The sequence below is a fragment of the Chryseobacterium sp. GVT01B genome, from assembly GCF_019970045.1.
Taxonomy (GTDB): domain Bacteria; phylum Bacteroidota; class Bacteroidia; order Flavobacteriales; family Weeksellaceae; genus Chryseobacterium.
In genome coordinates, this window is sequence record NZ_JAHXYI010000002.1 from 554,746 (window position 1) to 573,554 (window position 18,809).

13 protein-coding genes are annotated in these 18,809 nt (G+C 34.8%); 8 read left to right on the forward strand and 5 right to left on the reverse strand.

What is annotated here, in order from left to right; translation table 11 throughout:
* Together LC457_RS05935 and LC457_RS05940 are read left to right on the forward strand one after the other, a co-directional pair.
* Positions 1-543 carry an NADPH-dependent FMN reductase gene (locus LC457_RS05935; protein ID WP_223599044.1) on the forward strand — a complete coding sequence of 181 codons (543 nt, stop codon included), beginning with the start codon at positions 1-3 and terminating at the stop codon, positions 541-543.
* A 246-nt stretch (positions 544-789) separates the two neighbouring features.
* Positions 790-1,140, forward strand: a complete 351-nt coding sequence (locus LC457_RS05940; RefSeq protein WP_223599045.1) for a 4Fe-4S dicluster domain-containing protein — start codon at positions 790-792, stop codon at positions 1,138-1,140.
* Between the two features lie 160 nt (positions 1,141-1,300).
* Here the strand turns inward: LC457_RS05940 and LC457_RS05945 are convergent, their stop codons facing one another.
* Both LC457_RS05945 and LC457_RS05950 read right to left on the reverse strand, forming a co-directional pair.
* The gene (locus LC457_RS05945; protein ID WP_223599046.1) at positions 1,301-2,248 is read right to left on the reverse strand and encodes a ketopantoate reductase family protein; all 948 of its coding nucleotides are present in this window, start codon (positions 2,246-2,248) and stop codon (positions 1,301-1,303) included.
* Between the two features lie 63 nt (positions 2,249-2,311).
* Positions 2,312-2,893: a Crp/Fnr family transcriptional regulator gene (locus LC457_RS05950; protein WP_223599047.1), complete on the reverse strand. Its 582-nt coding sequence runs from the start codon at positions 2,891-2,893 to the stop codon at positions 2,312-2,314.
* Between the two features lie 165 nt (positions 2,894-3,058).
* On the opposite strand from LC457_RS05950, the gene LC457_RS05955 reads away from it, so the two are divergent.
* Entirely contained in the window at positions 3,059-3,814 is a 756-nt protein-coding gene (locus tag LC457_RS05955; protein WP_223599048.1) for an AraC family transcriptional regulator, read from the forward strand.
* A gap of 27 nt (positions 3,815-3,841) precedes the next feature.
* A complete protein-coding gene (locus LC457_RS05960) occupies positions 3,842-5,008 on the forward strand; it encodes an NAD(P)/FAD-dependent oxidoreductase (protein ID WP_223599049.1) in 1,167 nt (388 codons plus the stop codon).
* Between the two features lie 94 nt (positions 5,009-5,102).
* Here LC457_RS05960 and LC457_RS05965 read toward each other — a convergent pair whose 3' ends face one another.
* The 3 genes from LC457_RS05965 to LC457_RS05975 form a co-directional block, all read right to left on the reverse strand.
* On the reverse strand, positions 5,103-8,138 hold the full coding sequence (locus LC457_RS05965; protein WP_223599050.1) for a reprolysin-like metallopeptidase: 3,036 nt from the start codon (positions 8,136-8,138) through the stop codon (positions 5,103-5,105).
* 674 nt (positions 8,139-8,812) lie between these two features.
* Positions 8,813-10,237: a hypothetical protein gene (locus LC457_RS05970; protein WP_223599051.1), complete on the reverse strand. Its 1,425-nt coding sequence runs from the start codon at positions 10,235-10,237 to the stop codon at positions 8,813-8,815.
* A gap of 161 nt (positions 10,238-10,398) precedes the next feature.
* Positions 10,399-11,892 carry a tetratricopeptide repeat protein gene (locus LC457_RS05975; RefSeq protein ID WP_223599052.1) on the reverse strand — a complete coding sequence of 498 codons (1,494 nt, stop codon included), beginning with the start codon at positions 11,890-11,892 and terminating at the stop codon, positions 10,399-10,401.
* Between the two features lie 398 nt (positions 11,893-12,290).
* Between LC457_RS05975 and LC457_RS05980 the strand changes: the two genes are divergently transcribed.
* The 4 genes from LC457_RS05980 (at position 12,291) to LC457_RS05995 (ending at position 18,306) form a co-directional block, all read left to right on the forward strand.
* Positions 12,291-12,764 carry a GNAT family N-acetyltransferase gene (locus LC457_RS05980; protein ID WP_223599053.1) on the forward strand — a complete coding sequence of 158 codons (474 nt, stop codon included), beginning with the start codon at positions 12,291-12,293 and terminating at the stop codon, positions 12,762-12,764.
* Positions 12,765-13,192: 428 nt separating this feature from the next.
* Positions 13,193-14,098, forward strand: a complete 906-nt coding sequence (locus LC457_RS05985) for a hypothetical protein (protein WP_223599054.1) — start codon at positions 13,193-13,195, stop codon at positions 14,096-14,098.
* A 614-nt stretch (positions 14,099-14,712) separates the two neighbouring features.
* Positions 14,713-17,688: a HAMP domain-containing sensor histidine kinase gene (locus LC457_RS05990; RefSeq protein WP_223599055.1), complete on the forward strand. Its 2,976-nt coding sequence runs from the start codon at positions 14,713-14,715 to the stop codon at positions 17,686-17,688.
* A 3-nt stretch (positions 17,689-17,691) separates the two neighbouring features.
* Positions 17,692-18,306 carry a response regulator transcription factor gene (locus tag LC457_RS05995; protein ID WP_223599056.1) on the forward strand — a complete coding sequence of 205 codons (615 nt, stop codon included), beginning with the start codon at positions 17,692-17,694 and terminating at the stop codon, positions 18,304-18,306.
* The last annotated feature ends 503 nt before the right edge of the window (positions 18,307-18,809 follow it).

Below are 18,809 nucleotides of genomic sequence, written 5' to 3' on the forward strand. Positions count from 1 at the left end.
ATGAAAGCAATCATATTCAACGGATCTCTGGAAAGAAGATCACAATCTACTTCCGGACTGATTTCCAATTACTTTTCAGAGCGCCTGAAAATGCTGGGAATTCAGACTGATATTTTTACCCTTGCTGATTCCGGTATTCCGCTATTTGATGTCACACTTACCAAAACTCCTCTGGCAGTAGAACGCATGACCCAGATGTTTACCGATGCTGAGCTGCACATCTGGCTGGCTCCGCTTTACCACGGAAGCATTCCGGGAGTGATGAAAAACTGTCTGGACTGGCTTGAAGTGACCGCCAACAGGTACGAGCCTTATCTTACTGATAAAACTGTCGGACTCGTATGCTGGGCAGATGGTCTTCAGGCTATGCAGGGAATCAACACCATGGATTCTATTGCCAAGTCATTAAGAGCATGGTCATTACCATTCAGTGTACCTATTGTGAGATCATCATTATTTGATCCTGAACAATCAACTGAAATTTCGGAGCTCTATTCCGGCAAGTTTGATAAACTTATCAGTCTCGCAACAACTAAAAAATAGAAAGCCTGAATCCTTCAACATTCATAAAGTCAAAAGATTAGTCTAGTGATACCATTTATAAAGCAGATGCAGGGACTTCTCACAGAAATTGCTGCAGATTAATGATTTAAAAATAAAAAATAGCACACTTTATGCTGCTTATTTTCAAAGAACAGTGTTGAACTACTGTAATTAAGTTTAGCAGGGATTTCTGAACCGTTCAACGTTGAAGAAATCCCTTTTTAAAACCCTCTAAACATACACAATATGGCTATAAAAATAACGGATGCCTGTATCAATTGTGGGGCCTGCGAACCTGAATGTCCCAACTCCGCCATTTATGAAGGAGCCATCGACTGGCGCTGGAAAGACAAGACCAAACTTTCTGGTCATATAATTTTCCCGGACGGGACGGAAGCTGATGCCGATACTTATAATGAAGCTGTATCTGACGAGGTTTATTATATCGTATCCGGAAAATGTACGGAATGTAAAGGCTTTCATGAGGAACCTCAGTGTAAGGCGGTATGCCCCGTAGACTGTTGTATTGATGATCCTGATCATCGGGAAACGGATGAAGTATTACTGGATCGGCAGAAATTCATGCACAGTGCTTAAAAGTCGACACAATGTATAAATTCATTTTTTATTAGACCTCTGCACTATGCTTAACGATGGAATAGAATCTGGGAATTCTTAAGAAATTTCTATCTTTTATATTTAATTTCAATAGAGGCGGGTTTTAACCCGCCTTTTTATATTTCTTTTTCTTTTGGCTTTAGCCAAAACTTATTTTTGCTTTAATCTCAGTGTAGATTTTCTGAGTAAAAGGAGTATCAATACCTGTTTCAGAGCCATATTTCAGTACAGCTCCTGCAAACAGCTCCAGTTCGTTTTCTTTCTTTCCTGAATGAATGTCAAGCTGTAAAGAAGTAGGCGTTTCAAAAGGAAATGTAGACGCTTTTTCAAAGGTTTTATCAACGATGTCTTCCTGAAGATAGATTTCTTTTTTATCTGCAATCTGCTTTATTTCTTTCATAATTCCGGCAGCTTCATGCTTTTGCTGTTCATTTATACACACCGTCCCAATGGATGAATTATGTTTAGCTGTTACCAATCCGAAACTGGCAATGAAAATAAATTTCGTCCAGATATCTGTTAATGAATTGTCTTTAAAGTCAAAATCAATTTTACTTTCGCTCAAAAGGTCGGTAATCCACTCCAGAGAGGTGGAGAAATGCTCAGGATCTCTTCCCACAATCATTTTCCCGGCTTTTCCTTTATGTTCCACAATTCCTCTTTCCTTAATATGGGAAGCTACATAGATACAAGTCGGTAGAACCATATGCTCAGGAATTATTTTACGTATTCTGTCATAAATATCTGCTCCGTTCATCATCGGAAGCAAAATGGTTTCTTTATGAATGACTGGCAGCAGTTGTTTACACACATTTTCAAGATCATATTCCTTTACACAGATCAGCACGAGATCAGGATTTTGAATATCACTGATATTCTCTTCAACAGCATTGGGATATGTCTGAGTATTGGAATGTTCGGGAGACAGCAGAGTCAATCCGTTTTGTTTTATTTTTTCATAAGTTTCCCCACGTGCAACAAAAGAAATATGATATTTCCCTGAAGTTTCATTGGCCTGATTTATTTTAAAACCAAAGTAACCACCTACTCCACCTAATCCTACAACGACAATATGTTTTTTGTTCATGAAATTATTTTCAGCAAATATCAGGGTTGATCTCTGAACTATCACTTGACAAATGAAAAGAAATTAAAGTTTATGAATATCCCTTCTGATCCGGCTCAGGGAACTGTCTTTGATTCCCAGGTAAGAAGCAATTATCTTCAAAGGAACATGCTGAAAAATATCTGGATCTTTCTTCATCAGGTTAAAATATCTTGTGGAAGCTTTCTGACTGGCCATTTCTATCAATCTGTCATGAATATTGTAGTAATTAAGCACAAAAAGAAGCCGGCTGAACTCCCTGAATTCAGGAATATTGTGAAAATTATCCTGTACATTTTCCAATCCTGTTTCCCAGAAAATACAATCGGTTACCGTCTGGTATATTTCTTTGGTTGGCTGCTGCCTGAAGAAAGACAGAAAATCATTCACAAAGCAGGGTGCCGTATAGATATTGGTTGTGATTTCCTCATTATCTTCATTCAGTATGTAGGAACGTACATACCCTTTTTCCAGAAAGTATGTTTTAGTACTTATTGCATCCTTATCCAACAAAATAGTATTGCCTTTTAATTCAAAATGGATAAATTTTTCTGTGATCTTTTCAACCACTTCCGCTTTGATAGTGAAAAGGGAATGAAAGTAAGTGTTAAGTGATGATTTGTCCATGAGAATAAGAACTATGATACATTTATTTTTGAAATCTCTCCAAAACAAAAATAGTATTTAAAATCTTAGCGTTTGCTTTAATTCTGTACAATGAGGAATATTTTGTCAGTCTATTCCAAATTTTGTAATTTTCTTCTTTAAAAGCAACATTCTGCAGGTATAATTATGGACAACGACTTCTATTATAACTTCATCGAACCCGACAAAGAGATCGCTGATTTTGTTGAAAATCTGGGAACGTTTCAAAACCTTTCAGGTGAAGCTAAAGAAGTTGTGATTATTCCTGACGGAAGAGTTGATTTGTTCTTCTCACAGTCGGATTCAGAACCTTTTCATGTAACGCTTCTCGGGTTGGAAACTTATCCGGAGCAAAGATATATCGCTCCGCATATGACTGCTTTTGTGATCAGTTTCAAACCTATTGCTGTTGAATATATCTTAAATACTTCTATCGCTGATCTATTAAATATAGGAAAAGAACTTTCTCCCGGATTCTGGGATTTTAAAGCTGATGATTTACAAAACTTTGATCTTTGTTGTTTAAAAGCAACCCAAAAAATTAAAGATCTGCTTCCCCAAAAAGCAGATGAAAGAAAACACAGGCTTTTCGAGTTGGTATACGCTTCAAAAGGAGAAATGAGTGTAAAGGAACTTTCTGAAAAAACAGGCTGGAGCAGCAGGCAGATCAACCGTTATTTTACCAAACAACTTGGCTTATCATTAAAAGCCTACTCCACTATTTTACGTTTCAGAACATCTCTGGAACACATCGCGCAGGGAAGACTCTTTCCCGAGCTTAATTATACTGATCAAAACCATTTCATCAAAGAAGTGAAGAAGTTTTCGGGAGTTGCTCCTAAAGAATTATCCAAAAATAAAAACGACCGATTTGTACTATTATCCGTATTGAAAGGAAAATAAATTTGCATTGTAAAATTTAAATTTAAAATGCTGATAGAAAACAAATCAATAGCAATCGTTGGTGGTGGTCCCGCAGGACTTACACTGGCAAGACTTTTACAGCTGAAAGGAGCCAACGTAAAAGTATATGAAAGAGATTTCAATAAAAATGCACGGGTACAGGGTTCTCCTCTTGATATGCATGAAGATTCCGGATTAGCAGCCATCCGTAAAGCAGAACTATTGGATGAATTTAAAAAGACCTTCCGCCCCGGAGCAGACAGAACACTTATTGTCAATGAACAAGCAGAAATATTTTTTAACGATCATGAGACGAAACCTGAAGAAGATTTTGGTGAGGAACATTTCCGTCCTGAAATAGACCGCGGACCTTTAAGGAATATGCTTTTAGAGTCATTACATCCTGAAACTGTAGTCTGGGACAGTCACTTTCTTACGATGGAACCTCAGAACGAAGGTTGGCTTATGCATTTTAAAAACGGAACTTCAGAATATGCAGATCTTGTCATTGCAGGTGATGGAGCCAATTCTAAAATACGTCCTTATCTTACTGATATTAAACCTATTTATTCCGGAATTATCATGCTGGAAGGAAATGTTTCAAAAGAAGCTGCTCCTCAGATCGATGCTATGATTAAAGGAGGAAAAATAATGGCATTCGGAAATACCCAGAATATTCTGCTTGGCCAGAAAGGTAATGGAGATCTGGGATTTTATGCAAGCTTTAAAGCTGATGAAAACTGGCCTGCACACAGCGGTCTTGATTTTTCTGATAATGCACAGATGCTTAAATGGTTCAAAACAGAATATTCCGAATGGAGCCCCGTCTGGAATGAATTGTTTGAAAATGCTGCCACTCCATTTATTCCGCGCCTGATCTACTCTATGCCTTCAGATCAGACCTGGGAAGCACAATCCAGTCTAACTCTGATAGGCGATGCAGCTCATGTAATGCCTCCATTTGCAGGAGAAGGCGCCAATATGGCTATGCTGGATGCGCTTGAACTGAGTGAATATCTGACGAATGACAGTTACAGCACATTACAGGAAGCAATTTCAAACTATGAACTTCATATGCGGAAGAGAGCGGCTATTGCCACACAGGAATCTCTGGAAAACGGAGAACGGATGCATTCTGAAAACTCATTGGCAACCATGCTGGACTTTTTTAATGGTCATCTTACTTCATCATAAACAAAAGGCTGCCTCAACCAGAGACAGCCTTTTTTCAGTTAAATAAATCTTTTTCTCTCCGCGTTTTAGATCCTGATGCGGAGATTCATTTGTGTTATTTCTTGATTAACTTAGTATTATAAGTGTTTTTATCATCTTTTATAGTGACCACATACATTCCTTTTATCAAAGAAGCAACGTTGATCTTTCCATCAATTTTACCTTCCTGAACTAGTCTTCCGTCTGCACTGTAGATTTTGTAATCTGCTTTACCTTTAAGATTTTTCACTTCTACAAATGTATCTGCAGGGTTAGGATAAATAGATACTTCGGATGATTTTGTGTCTGCCGCTTCTCTCACTGCAAGGTTAGCATTTTCCGAAATTTTCACAGAAAAATCTCTGAAAGATCCTACAGAAACAATTCCTCCACCATTTACAGGTACGGTAGGGCTTCCACAAGGACCGCTGGCTGCATTAAAGAAAGTACTTGCAACTCTCATTCTCAACAATTTTTCACCAGAGTATGCCGTATCAGGCACTGTAAATGTTACATTTCCATCACGAAGGTAAGCCTGAGCAGCGGCAGCATAGAAAGGAAGAGCCCCACTGGTAACTACTTTTTCAGAGTTTTCAAAGACTCCGTTTCTGTTGTAATCTATCCAGATTTCAAGCCAGTCATTATAGTTTCCGCCTGCAAGGTTTCTAAAGCTTGCGGTGTACTGAGTTCCTTTTGTTAAATTAACAACTTTGGTTGCATCTTCACTAAAATCAAGATATGTTTTATAAACATCCAATCCTGAATATACATATGCCAGGTTAGATAATGTCAATTTTACAAGACCACTATTAAAGCTTCCTCCATTTCCTCCTGTAGTCATCAAACAATAATCTGCACCTGTTCTCAATCCTTTTGTTTTAAATGCATAATTAGTTGAGAATGCACCCGGAACACTGTTCACAACGGCAGCTACCTGTACTTCATAATTGGTTTCATCTTCAAGATTTGACAACAATACAGAGTTTGCAGCGCTTGTTGTATTCGACCAGCTTGCAACCCCCACTTTTCTGTAATTGACAGAGTAAGTGGCTCCCGGTACTTTATTCCACGATATTCTAGCTGTCGTTTTTAAAATTTCTGTCTCTATTGCAGAAACTCCTGTTGGAGCAACGGCAGTAGAAGTAGGAGCCGTTCCAACTGTTACAGCCGGAGATACAGCATAGAAAATATTGCCTACTGCTGATATTCTTAATTTAACGGCACCCGTTACATTTGCCGGCATTTGTACAGCATAGCTTCCTGTATTGGGTGTAGAAGCCACCAGATCTGTCCAAGTAGTCCCATTATTGGTTGTATAATCAATTTTTACAGCAGCTACATTATAAGGAGCGTTATTGGTGTTTGCGGCATCCCATGTGATGGTATTGGATGCATCATTATATAAAACAGAGGTTGTGGTAAGTCCGCTGAATTTGAAAGGTCCGTCATTACCTACCGTTACAACTGTTTCAGCAGTGGAAGTCATTGGTCTTAATGCATTCTGATCTCTTACAGTTACTGCATAGTTCAATGTTCTTGGGATATAGGAAACAGTTTCCCATACCTGTTTGTCTGTAAGTACACCATTCAATACAGTTTCCAGCTTAGGGAAATATCTTCTGCTGTTAGCTGTTCCCGGTAAAGATCTCGCGATAGCTCCTTCTGCATTATAACCCCACCCGCTATCTCCGGAAATGGTATTTCTGTCTCCTACACTGTTGTATTGTTCCCATGTATACGTAACAAGGTCACTTTCTGCATCTGCTGCTACAGCATCCAAATAATAGGCAGTTCCTTTAGGGATAGAATAATTAGCAAGTGGTGTAATTACCGGTGCTGTATTGTTGATGATATCAACAGCAACACCACACCCTACCTTAGATTCAAGGTTATTTAATACCTGAGAAATAGATTTATAATGGAAATATCCATCCATATTGGCCTGGATATTATCCTGAGTAATCCCCGGATATCCCATGATCGTTGTTCCTCCCCAAGGCTCCACATTAGCACCTGAAGCTTCAGTTCTCATAGAGAAGGTATGGTTGGCTCCCAGCTGGTGTCCCATTTCGTGAGCTGCCATTAAATCAAATACTTCTCCTACAGGGTCAGGGCTCATTGAAAAAGCCGCACCTTTACCTAAAGAAGTATTAGTGGCAGGGTTTGTACAAACAATTCCTATCCCTCCGGCATTTCCATTTCTGCTTTGTCCGACATTGCGATGAAATACGTGTCCAATATCATAATTGGCATTTCCAACATCTGCCGTCAACTTTTGTTGCAGCTGTAGGTTGAGTGACGGATCAGTGGCTGCTGCCTGAGGTGTATAAAAATCGGTAGCAGGATCTGTATAAATAATTCCCGGAAGATCCAGCACGTTAAAATGAGCTCCAAAATCTCTCTCAAAAACCCCATTGATTCTTGTCATTGTGTTATTGATCGCGGCGACAGCCCCGGCAACTGTACCTCCGTGAAATTGAGTATATTCACCGGTAACAGCCATAGCCATTCTGAAAGTTCTGTATTTGGTATTAGTAGGTCTATTGGTAATTCCTACATTGGAAAGCATCTTTTTCCCGTTTTCCACCAGTTTACCAATCTCTTTAAGATCATGCTCCGTATCACACTCAAACCCATGCATGTCTCCTTTTTCCTTTGTTTTATAAAAGACACCATAAGTCTGTTTATCTGTACTTATAGGCTCTATAAACTGAAATATACCGTCTTTAATAATCATAGACTGCATATCTGTTGGGGATGTACTGAATCTTAAATATTTAGAAGCATCATCCACACCAATTCCGACATATGAGCCCAGCTGATATCTGTCTACAAGGGATTGATCCATTACAGGATTGCTATAGACAGCAAATTTTTCAATCTTTCCTTCTGCTGTTGGTAAAGAAATAATAACAGGACGTGCATTTTTCCCCGTCTCTTCAGCATTTTTCAGCATTTCTCTCAAAGACTTCAGATCAACTCTATAAGAATGCTGTACTTCTACTCCTTCTCTTATGCGTGAAGATTTTTGAGAAACAGATTCCCATCTCTGAGCATTGAAAACCGTAAAACAAGACGCTAATGCGCAAACGAATAAAATTCTTTTTTTCATAGATTTATTTAAAGTTATTTTGGGAAGCTTATTGAAAATATTATCCAAAGACTGTTTCAGTTTCTATTCTTTAGTCATCATTAATGATAAAGCCACCATTATCATAAATTCAACAAAACGAAACATATCGTATAACATTCACAATAAAACTCTCTACAAAACTTATATATTTTTAATAAAAAACAAAAAAAGATGATACTACATAGATACACTTTTATCGTAAACAGCTAGATATCAATAATTTACATTTCGCTTCTTTTGTGTTCATTCATCAACAGAATTTTAACTGATAAAATACCTTGGATATTCTGATCAAAATATAACCGGAAAAACAAATTGAAAATCAGGAAGAAATTAATACTTATCTGCTACTTTAAGTAACATCCAAAAAGATAGATTATAAAAAATATAGGCAAAAAAATGAAGCAATTTAGAATCACAGGCTCTTTTTTTCATAAATAAACCTTCAAAACAACCAATAAAAACAACTCACTATGAATCAGTAGTTTAAAAACACAAATACACGATGTAGTACCCATGTAGTAGAGTGTTTTTTTCTGTTTTCGTTAAAAATTTTCATATTTGACCCAGAGACCACAAAAAAATTCAAGTGGTGAAAAGAGAATATTTTCGAGTACTGTCTGACCTGATAAATCAGACAGTTTTTTTTTGAATTATTTCAAAGTATCAAAGAAATGATAAATATCTGTTTCTCCCGGAATATTGAGTTTCTTTCTTATTCTGTATTTTTTCTGCTGAACACTTCTGTGCTGAACCAAAGTATAGCTTGCAATCTCTTTGGATGTAAAATGCAGTTTCAGCATTGCACAAAAAATCAATTCAGAACTTTCAAGATTGGGATTAATTGTTAAAAGCTGATCTATAAATTCAGGATAAACTTCTTTAAAACGGTTCAGAAATTCAGGATCATTCTTTTTACCAAGTTCTAAGACCTCTTCCTGCTTATTATCATTCATCCTGATTTTAAGGTTTTCAGCTTCAATGGTAAGTACTTCTTTTCTTTTCCCCAAAGCCCTGATAATTCTCCAGGCATACAAGCCCAGCAGAGAAAGACCTGCCAGTGACAGAAAGATTATCCAGTATATTTTACTTTTATGATGATCAGCATCCTGCTGAGCTCCCGTAATAAAAGATTCCATATCCTGGTTAATTGTGGCCAGTAAAGATGTATTGGTTTTATAATAAGCATCTGTATAGGCTTTCAGGTAGAGATATGCTTTTTCTTTATCCCCTGTACGTTCATACAACACTCTGAGATCGTTATAGATATACTTTCCGTAGTAGGCGTAGATGCGCTTAGTCTTCTCATTGATCTTCAGAGCTTTTTTAAGCGTTTCTTCTGCCTTGTCGTATTGTTTGTTGGTAAGAAAATATTCTCCCATAATAGTATTGGCATACAAGGCTATCCCGTCCTCCTTCCCTCTTATATTCGCTTTATTATAAGCAGTGCTTACATATTTATATGCAGAATCTTTGTTTTTATGCATATAAACATAATCACCTATAGCACAATCCGTAAGGCCTGAATTATCCATCTTTTTTGCTTTGTGAAAATACTCAAGTGCTTTTTCGTAATTCTTTTTCTGGATAAAATAGATGGCCTGCCTGAAATAAATACTGAAAAGAAGATCCTTTTTAAGTTCAGACTGACCGCTTTTCTGGATCAGGCTCATCGCTTCATTATTATATTGAAAAGCTTTGTCCACTCTTCGGAGTTCTATATTGAAACGGCCATAAACATTATAAAATCTGGCTTTATGTAGATTATCATCCGATTGATCCAGGATTTCTTTCGCATTGTCAAAAAGAACCTGGGACTTCTGAAAGTTTTCTAAAGAAATATTAAGCTCTGCCAGATTGATATAGCACAGCGCTTTTCCATCTGCGTAATTTATTTTATCAGCCAGTTTGTAATACTTTTTGTTGAGATTGATCAGAGAATCATATTCTCCGGCCACTCTGAATTGCTCATTCTGTTTCAGCAGGGAAACATCAAATTTCTTTTCAGCCTCTTTCTTTGAATGAGAATGGCACGAAACCAAAATAATAAGTAAAACAACAAGAAAAATACGCATCATATGTTTCTCTATTTAAGCTAAATTCCTGTATAAATTATGTTTAAAATAATCTCTCAGAATACAATTGTACTTTATTTTTAATTCTCTGGTGTTTCTGCTGAGATCAATAATAAAATCTTTTATAAAACAGAATACAGTACTTTTTATTGTGATGAAATTATTTATTCCGTTAAGTTTTCAAAAAAGTCATAAATATCTGTTTCTCCGGGGATATTCAGTCTTTTTCTGATCCTGTATTTTTTCTGTTGTACAGATCTGTGCTGCACAAAGGTATAATCTGCAATTTCTTTGGATGAAAAGCGTAGTTTCAACATAGCACAGAAAGTCAGCTCTGAATTTTCAAGGTCAGGATTGATTTTCAAAAGCGCTTTTATAAAATCAGGATGCAATTCTTTGAATTTTAATAAAAAAGAAGAATCATTCCTCTTGGCAAGTTCTATTACTTCTTCCAGCTGCTTGGTTTCCACATGATTTTTCAGCTCATCCGTTTCTTCTTTCAGGGAGTTTTTCTTTAGCTTTAAGTTGTTAATTATTTTCCGGACATATACTCCTGAAAAGGTAAGAACACTGATAGACAAGGCAATAAATAACGGAAGATCATTCTTATGCCAGTCCGACTCCTGCTTTACTTCAGATATAAAATCTTCGGTTGCCTTATTCATCGTGGTAAATCGGGCGGCGTCAAACCTCCCTTCTTCTTCCATATACTTTTTCAGATAGAAATAAGCCTTTCCTCCGTCATTCTTTTTCTTATACAGTTCTGCCAGTGCCTTGTAAACCTCTTTGATATGCGAAGAATATGTACGCCTTGTTTTAATATTGATGTCCAAGGCTTTCCTAAGTGCTTTCTCGGCCTCCTCGCTATTATCCACTTCATTATAGTAATATCCCATGGTATAGTAAACCCAGAGAGATTCTACATCGGTTGTTTTCTGGCTTAGCATCTTCTCATCTGCCCGTTCAATATATATTCCGGCAGAATCAGGTTTGTGAACAAATAAATAGTATTGGGCAACCATACAATTGCTATAGGCCGAGTTTTCCAGCATATTCGCTTTCGTGAAACATTTTAGAGAAGTTCCGAACCACCCTTTCCAGGCATAGTAAATTCCTTTGTTTACATACAGTCTCGGAAGTAATTTTTGAGTAAGACTTGTTTTTTCGGCCTGTTTTAGATAATAGAATGCTTTGTTATTGCATTCAATAGCCTTGTCATTTATTTTAAGATGAGAATAATACAAACTGTAGTCATTATAGAATGCTGCTTTATGATAGCTATTCTCAGAGTTTTTCAAATCTTTCTCCGCTTTGTTGAAAAAAAAACGGGCTTTATCATAATTTCCTGCTGAGACATTCACCCCTGCCATATTCAGGTAGCAAAGGCCTTTTCCAGCTTTATATTTCATTTTTGCTGCCTTTTTCAGGTATTTTATATTCAGCCGGATAAGTGCTTCGTATTCCCCTGACAGTTGGAGGTCTGAAGTCTGGTTTAATAAAGAAGTATCAAAATTCTCTCTTTCTTTATTCTGGGAATCACGGCTGCACGAAAGCATACATAAAAATAACCCTATGCAGATTGTACAGGCTATTATTTTCTTTATATCCTTTGAATTTATTTTTTTATTCGTAAGAATGATCAAACTAATTCTTTCCATCAGCTCCACTTTTCCCTATATCTACCTATACATATTCCATTGAAATATGTTGATAAATTTCTACTGTTATTCTATTATTATTCCCCAATAAGTGTTATAAATATACATAAATTATCATGCTTATTATGAAATAAGCAGTTAATTTTGCAAAAATGTAACATTTAAATAAAGTACTAAAATTTTCCCCCTTAAACAGACATCTTCTTAAGTTTTTCAACGGTTTCTGTAAGCTATTCCGCTCAAAAAATCTGTTTTTCTTTATAATAAGACTATCTGAAATGAAATTTGTTACAAATAGATCGGCTAGTTTGAAAATTTTAATATAATTATTGGGATTTATATTAAAAAGAAGTTCAAAATAATGTACATTTTTGTATCGGATATTAATGAAAATAATCATGACAAGTATTAACTATCGAAAACTTCTCCCCAACGAAAGTAGAATTTACAGGGCAATTCGCCTGGAAAGTCTGGAAAAATTTCCTGAAGCTTTTGGAGCAACCTATCAGGAGGCCTTGAGTATCGAAAAATTCCGGATGGAAAGCGATATTGAAGAACAAACACCAGAAAGGTTTGTATATGGAGCTTTCGCACAGGATGAACTTGTGGGCATCTGTACTTTTGTTAAAAATGAAAGCAACACAGGAAGTATTTACCAGATGTATGTAAAAAGAGAATTTCAGGGGAAAAATATCGGTAAGGGATTGATTGAAGCTGTTATTGCTGAAGCCTGCCGGAACTTTAATGGTATTGAAATCCATTCTGGAGGTTGCTCCGGAAATAATAAGGCTTATAATCTGTATCGGAAAATAGGATTTCAGGAAGTTACGCGTACTTCTTCTGAAGAAATCAGGATGAAATATATTCCCTGATAAAATATTTTATTTTCTCTGCTTCTTCAGTCTTAACAACAGTTGTTCTTTACTAAATGGTGCAAAATCCATTACTCCATTTTATATTTAATTATGAGTTCTTTACTTTTATCAACATTCCAAGTCAGTATGTGTTAACTGGGGATTTAAGGCTAGAAGCTTCTGATTGAAAAGAGGAAATACTTCACAAAACTTATCAACTAGACTATCTATATAATTCATCGGATTCTATAAAATCCCAAGCATAGAATTTCATATTAATGACAGTAAATAACAGATATCACTAGGCAATGACAGGTCTAAACTTCATCGTTTTATATTCAAAAAAATAATTTTGCATTAACAATTCACTGATTAATTATATTTTGAATCATCTAAGTAAAAAATATATAAATACTAAAAAGCACAAACAAATATTTTTTAAACCAATGAAAAATCTATTCACAATTGCTGGAATTTTATTCAGTTTTTTTTCGTTTGGACAGGTTGGGATTAATACTTCAACTCCAACAAGTACATTAGAAATAAGTGGCTCCCTTGAAGGTCAATATCGCAAAACTACAACAAGCACTACTCTTACAGATAAAGACTATTATCTCACGTATGAGGGTACAGCTCAGGCAACACTTACCCTACCTTCAGCATCACCAGCAAGTGGACCGACTAGCTTTGCCGGTAGAATTTACAAAATAAAAAACCTCAGTACCTATCCTATTGTCATACAAGCAGCTTCTGGACAAAATTTGAGATTTGGAGGGGGAACTGCAAATAATTCTAACTTTACATTAAATGGAGGTGAATTTGTTTCTATTACAGCAAATGATACGGGAAATACATGGAATTTGGATTTTTTAGGAGTACCAACAGCACCAAACAATGGTTGGAAACTTAATAACACAGTTTTAGGCTCAATAATTAATGTTGCACAGTCTATTACCACTCCTTCTCAAATACAAGTTGATGGTGGACAGCTAGCAGTAACGGTACCATCGGGTTATAACCAGGTGATGATAATTCTTCGATGGGATGTATGGGGTGATGTTAATACCACAGGAACAGGATATGGCTCATTAAGATTTCATATTTCACAAACTGGTACATCTTCAAGGACAATTTCCAGCATTATGATGACTTCCTGGGCAAGATCTCTTTCAGGGAATACATCCCCGTATGTAAGATTTTCTGCCCCTGTGGCATACACAATAAGTGATTTAACACCCGGAACCTATAATTTCAATCTATTGGTTAATAGGGAAGGCGAAAACTCAACAGCTTCAATCAACAGCCTCCAAATGTGGGGAGTACAGGCAAAAGCTGAAATTTATGTTAAATAGAAATTATAGCTTTTCTTGATAGTATTACATAAAGTGTAGCACCATGATTAAAGATAAGTCTTGGCAATGATATACTTAAATGTACTAGCTAATTGCAAAGAGGGAGTTTTGATAAAAGAGTCTATAGAATTTCTGTACAAGAGCTTGAATTTCGTCAACTTCTACTATTGGTACATTTAAGTATATTAAGACCTTCTTTTTGGTGACAATATACTTAGGTGTATCATATTATTTTGTTACTTAAAAATGGATTAGATTTTTCAATTTCAGTAGTGTCATTGGGTACTCTGGGCTAAAATAATTGGCCTCTGGATAGGAAAACCACCAATCAAATATATAAATCAGTAAACAAAGATCATAACTCAAGTAATTTTTCACGTTCATTAATAGAACAAAATACTCAAGAATATTTAAAGAAAAGAGATGAAAAGGTTAAAGAAAATTTTCTATAAATGAAATTGGGTACAAACTGAGATTTGAACTTTGACAGTTTTTCAAGTTGTCTAACTTAAACATTTCATAATTATCATAAGCTTTATATAACGCAATAGTAATAATAAATAACAAAAACTTATAATATCTTTGTTGAAGAATCAAAAAAAATATTGCCGTTTGTGAATTTATTCTATGTTATCGTTATTTTCTTTCCCCTATTTTTTTCTGCTCAAGATTATACTTTCCGGTGGTATAATATGGATCAGGGACTTCCCCAAAACAGCATAAAAGACATTACAAAGGATAAATATGGTTTTATATGGCTATCAACTGATGGTGGTATCTTGAGATATGATGGACACAATTTTTTATTGTACAATAACTTTAAAACAAGTAATCTCAGTTTCGGAAGCTTTCTTCGTACTAAAAACAGAGATTTTATTTGTTTTAATAATAATGATGAAAATTGTGTGTTAATATCAGACAGAACTGTAAAAATGCTGCCCAATGGAAAGATTTCCAAAACTTACTCAATGGGGAATAATGTACAGTATAAAAGATATTATAAAAGTAGTTTTATTAATAATTTTTTTCCGGAGACCAATTGTTATTATGTCATCTCAAATTCTGGAACTTATTTTTTTAACAATCGCTACATTATTTATAAGAAAGAAAATAAGCCGGAAAAAAAAATTCTGGCCCCATTTCTGATGAAAGAGCTTAGAAATGCTTTTGAACATGAAAATATCATTTTCCTACCAGATCAGAAAAACCGAAAAACCATTATATTAAAAAACGGAATTGTTTCGTACGACAGCAAACCATCATTATACAATGATCCTGGATCTAGAATATATTGGCATCAGGGTACGGGGCAAGTTTTTGTAATCAATAACGGTAATATTTATCGGAGTAAAATATCTAATGGTATACTTACCCTTACATTTCTTATGCGATATAAAAAAATTGAAAAAGAGCTTTTATATTGTATGTTTTATGATGAAGAATCCAATAAACTTTATCTTGGAAATGTTTTGAAAGGCTTGAAAATTATAAACCTGTCTAATTTTTATACTCCACAGAAAAATGTCCCGTTCTCAGGTGAGTTTGTTTATGAGGCTTTACCTTTTACCCCTAATTCAATTATTTCAAAACAAGGATTTGAATATTATAAAGATAAAGTAAATAAAATATATTCTGCTGATTTTAACTATGATAGGCGTTATCTCTTGTATGACAACTCTCTTAATCTTCTGTATGTAGAATATAATAAAATACACCGGAGATACAGATCTTCACACTATCAAGCACATGATTCCATAAATTTCCCCCAAAGAAATGTTGAAGGAATTTTTAAAGCAGGTAACAATTTTGTAGTAAACATGGCGGATAGTAAATATCAGTATTATTATCTCAACATATTTGCCGACGACCAATTCAAAAAGACAAAAAGTATTTTTAGATTTAAAGCTAATATCAATTTTGTTAAAGAATTGAATAAAGATTCTATGTATGTGGGAACAACTGATGGAATTTATCTTGTTTCCAACTCTAAAAACAAGATTTTAAAGCATTTTGCAAAAAATTTACCGATAAAGGAAATCCAACAGACAAAAGATGGAAACTTTTGGTTTACCACTCACAACAGAGGCTTCTATCTCCTGAAAAATGATAATGAAATCCGAATACCTGAAGACAAGAACGGCTACCTTTCGAGTGCGCATCATATCCTGGAAGATCACTATGGTTTTTTTTGGATTTCTTCTAATAACGGTTTATTCAAAGTCTCTAAAAAATCACTTTTGGGGTATGCAAAAAATAAAAAAACAAAAGTTATCTGGTATCGCTATACCAAAGAGGATGGTTTGCTCAATAATGAATTTAACGGAAGTGCAAATCCCAGCGGTAATATTTTGGAAAATGAAGAATTTGTATTTCCTTCTATGGAAGGTTTTGTTTTTTTTAAACCCGGTGAAATCAGAGTCCATTATCCCCGAAAGAACCAGCTGTTTATAGAAAGAGCCCAAGTTGGAAAAGAAACTATTAAATTTACTGATACCCTTTACCTAAAAAGTGATTACAAAAACGCCGAGATCTTACTGGATTTCCCTTACTATCATAACATCGAAAATATTTATATAGAAGCCAGACTTGAAGGAAGTTCAAACAGCAAATGGGAAAAAATAAAAAACGATAGAAAATTTATTTTAAACAATGCTGAACCCGGAGATTACAAGCTTAATATCAGGTTTTTAGGATCAGAAGATGGTCAATTCATATACAAACAGATTGTTGTAAAAATTAAGCCCTTCTTTTATCAGACAATTTGGTTTAAATCTTTTATGATCGTTCTGGGAATTATGTTTGTTGTTCTGATTATTTATGCGCGGACCAATTTCCTTAAAAGAATGGTCAAAACTTTAAAACATACCTTAAACAGTAAAGATCAGGAATTAGAAATCACTGCAAACAAACTAAAGAACGAGACTGAATATCAACAAAAAATCATGGAAAGCATCAGTCATGATATTACCACTCCGATAAGATTTCTAGTTTCTATCTCGCAACGGCTTAACAGCACAAAAGATAATGAACTTCAGAAAAAATATTTTGATGAAATTTATCATACATCCGAACAGCTGTTTAAGTTTACCTTAGATTTGAAAGAATATACCAGCTTATTTAAAGAGGAAAATATTTTTGATAAGATTGAAAATCACATACATACCTTAGTACAAAGCAAAAAACTATTGTTTGATCAGATTGCATTAGCCAATAATACTACTCTATATAATCTCTGTGATCCTCATATAACCACCAGAGTTAACCATAACATTCTTTCTTCAATTGTTCATAATTTGATAGATAATGCTGTAAAAAACACTCAAAACGGTAAGGTCCTTATAGAGACGGAACAAAAAGGAGAAAAACAAATAGAAATTACCATATCAGATACAGGTAAAGGGATGTCACAAGACCAACTTGAATACTATTCTTTTGTTTTTGAAAATATGGAAAAAGATAATTTTGTTTTTAAAAATTATGGGTTGGGTTTGCATATGGTTATCCAATTAACAAAAAAAATTAACGCTAAAATAACTTTTCATAAAAATACTCCTAAAGGAACTATTATAAAAATCTTTCTTAAAAACTAACGTATGAAAAAAAAAATATTGATTGCTGATGATCATTCTGTGGTAAGATTGGGAACATCAATGGTATTGCAAGATACATTAAATAATGTTTCAATTGATTTTGCAAAAAATTATCCTAACCTAAAAGAGAAGCTCAGAGCTGAAAAATTTGATTTGTTAATCCTTGATATTGAAATGGAAGGCAGCATCTATAAATTAATGATTAAAGAACTGAAAGAAATTCAGAAAGATCTTTTGATCATGATCTTTTCTTCCTCCATGGAAAATGTTGCCATCGAATATATTCTGGAAGGCGCAGAAGGTTATGCAAGTAAGCTAAGTGATGATGAAACTCTGACTAAAGCCGTAAAATATATTCTTGAAAATGGACATTACTATCCTCCCACCCTGGTAAAAGTACTAGCACAGAAACCGGACAACAATGATCCGGTAAAAAAATTATCTAAAAGAGAGTTTGAGATTTTCAAACTTTTAGGTGAAGGAAATGGAAATTTGGAAATTGCCAATGAACTTAACATCAAGGCCGGAACAATGAGTACTTATAAAAAAAGAATATATAGTAAATTAAGCATAAATAGTCTCATTGACCTTTTCAAAATTTACAAAAACTTAAACTAGAATAACCCCTGTCTTTATTTTCGTACATCCATGTCTTAATCTTCCACATGCTAAATTCTTCGAAAAAAGCATTCAGTCAATATTTTTGCACAGACAGGACAATGCTTATTTAAAACTTTGTCCTGTTTTTGCATTTGCCAGAAATTAATTAAGCAGAAATTTCATTACTATCTTAACCCATCGAATACATTCTGAAAGAAACAGGTGTCCATGTAAATAAGCTAAGTTTACAAAAACTCAGATCAGACCACAGGCAAGTTTGTCTTATTTTTAATACAACAATGTCTTTATTTTCATATACCCATGTCTTAATCTTCCTACAAGCTAAATTCTTCTAAAAAAGCAATTAATCTATACTTTTGGACAGGTTAAAAATCTTAGTTGAAAAAAAATTTATTGCCTTAAGTTGCTTATAGGATTTGCATCTGTTTAGCTGTTCCCTAGATACAATAGATGCAGATCTTGAGCAACAATTATGGGCAATGCAGCTTAAATTAGCAGAA

Bases quoted from the DNA above. Each gene is read 5' to 3' on its own strand.
- LC457_RS05935 (WP_223599044.1), top strand. From the start codon at position 1: ATGAAAGCAATCATATTCAACGGATCTCTGGAAAGAAGATCACAATCT.
- LC457_RS05940 (WP_223599045.1), top strand. From the start codon at position 790: ATGGCTATAAAAATAACGGATGCCTGTATCAATTGTGGGGCCTGCGAA.
- LC457_RS05945 (WP_223599046.1), bottom strand. From the start codon at position 2,248: ATGAACAAAAAACATATTGTCGTTGTAGGATTAGGTGGAGTAGGTGGT.
- LC457_RS05950 (WP_223599047.1), bottom strand. From the start codon at position 2,893: ATGGACAAATCATCACTTAACACTTACTTTCATTCCCTTTTCACTATC.
- LC457_RS05955 (WP_223599048.1), top strand. From the start codon at position 3,059: ATGGACAACGACTTCTATTATAACTTCATCGAACCCGACAAAGAGATC.
- LC457_RS05960 (WP_223599049.1), top strand. From the start codon at position 3,842: ATGCTGATAGAAAACAAATCAATAGCAATCGTTGGTGGTGGTCCCGCA.
- LC457_RS05965 (WP_223599050.1), bottom strand. From the start codon at position 8,138: ATGAAAAAAAGAATTTTATTCGTTTGCGCATTAGCGTCTTGTTTTACG.
- LC457_RS05970 (WP_223599051.1), bottom strand. From the start codon at position 10,237: ATGATGCGTATTTTTCTTGTTGTTTTACTTATTATTTTGGTTTCGTGC.
- LC457_RS05975 (WP_223599052.1), bottom strand. From the start codon at position 11,892: ATGGAAAGAATTAGTTTGATCATTCTTACGAATAAAAAAATAAATTCA.
- LC457_RS05980 (WP_223599053.1), top strand. From the start codon at position 12,291: ATGACAAGTATTAACTATCGAAAACTTCTCCCCAACGAAAGTAGAATT.
- LC457_RS05985 (WP_223599054.1), top strand. From the start codon at position 13,193: ATGAAAAATCTATTCACAATTGCTGGAATTTTATTCAGTTTTTTTTCG.
- LC457_RS05995 (WP_223599056.1), top strand. From the start codon at position 17,692: ATGAAAAAAAAAATATTGATTGCTGATGATCATTCTGTGGTAAGATTG.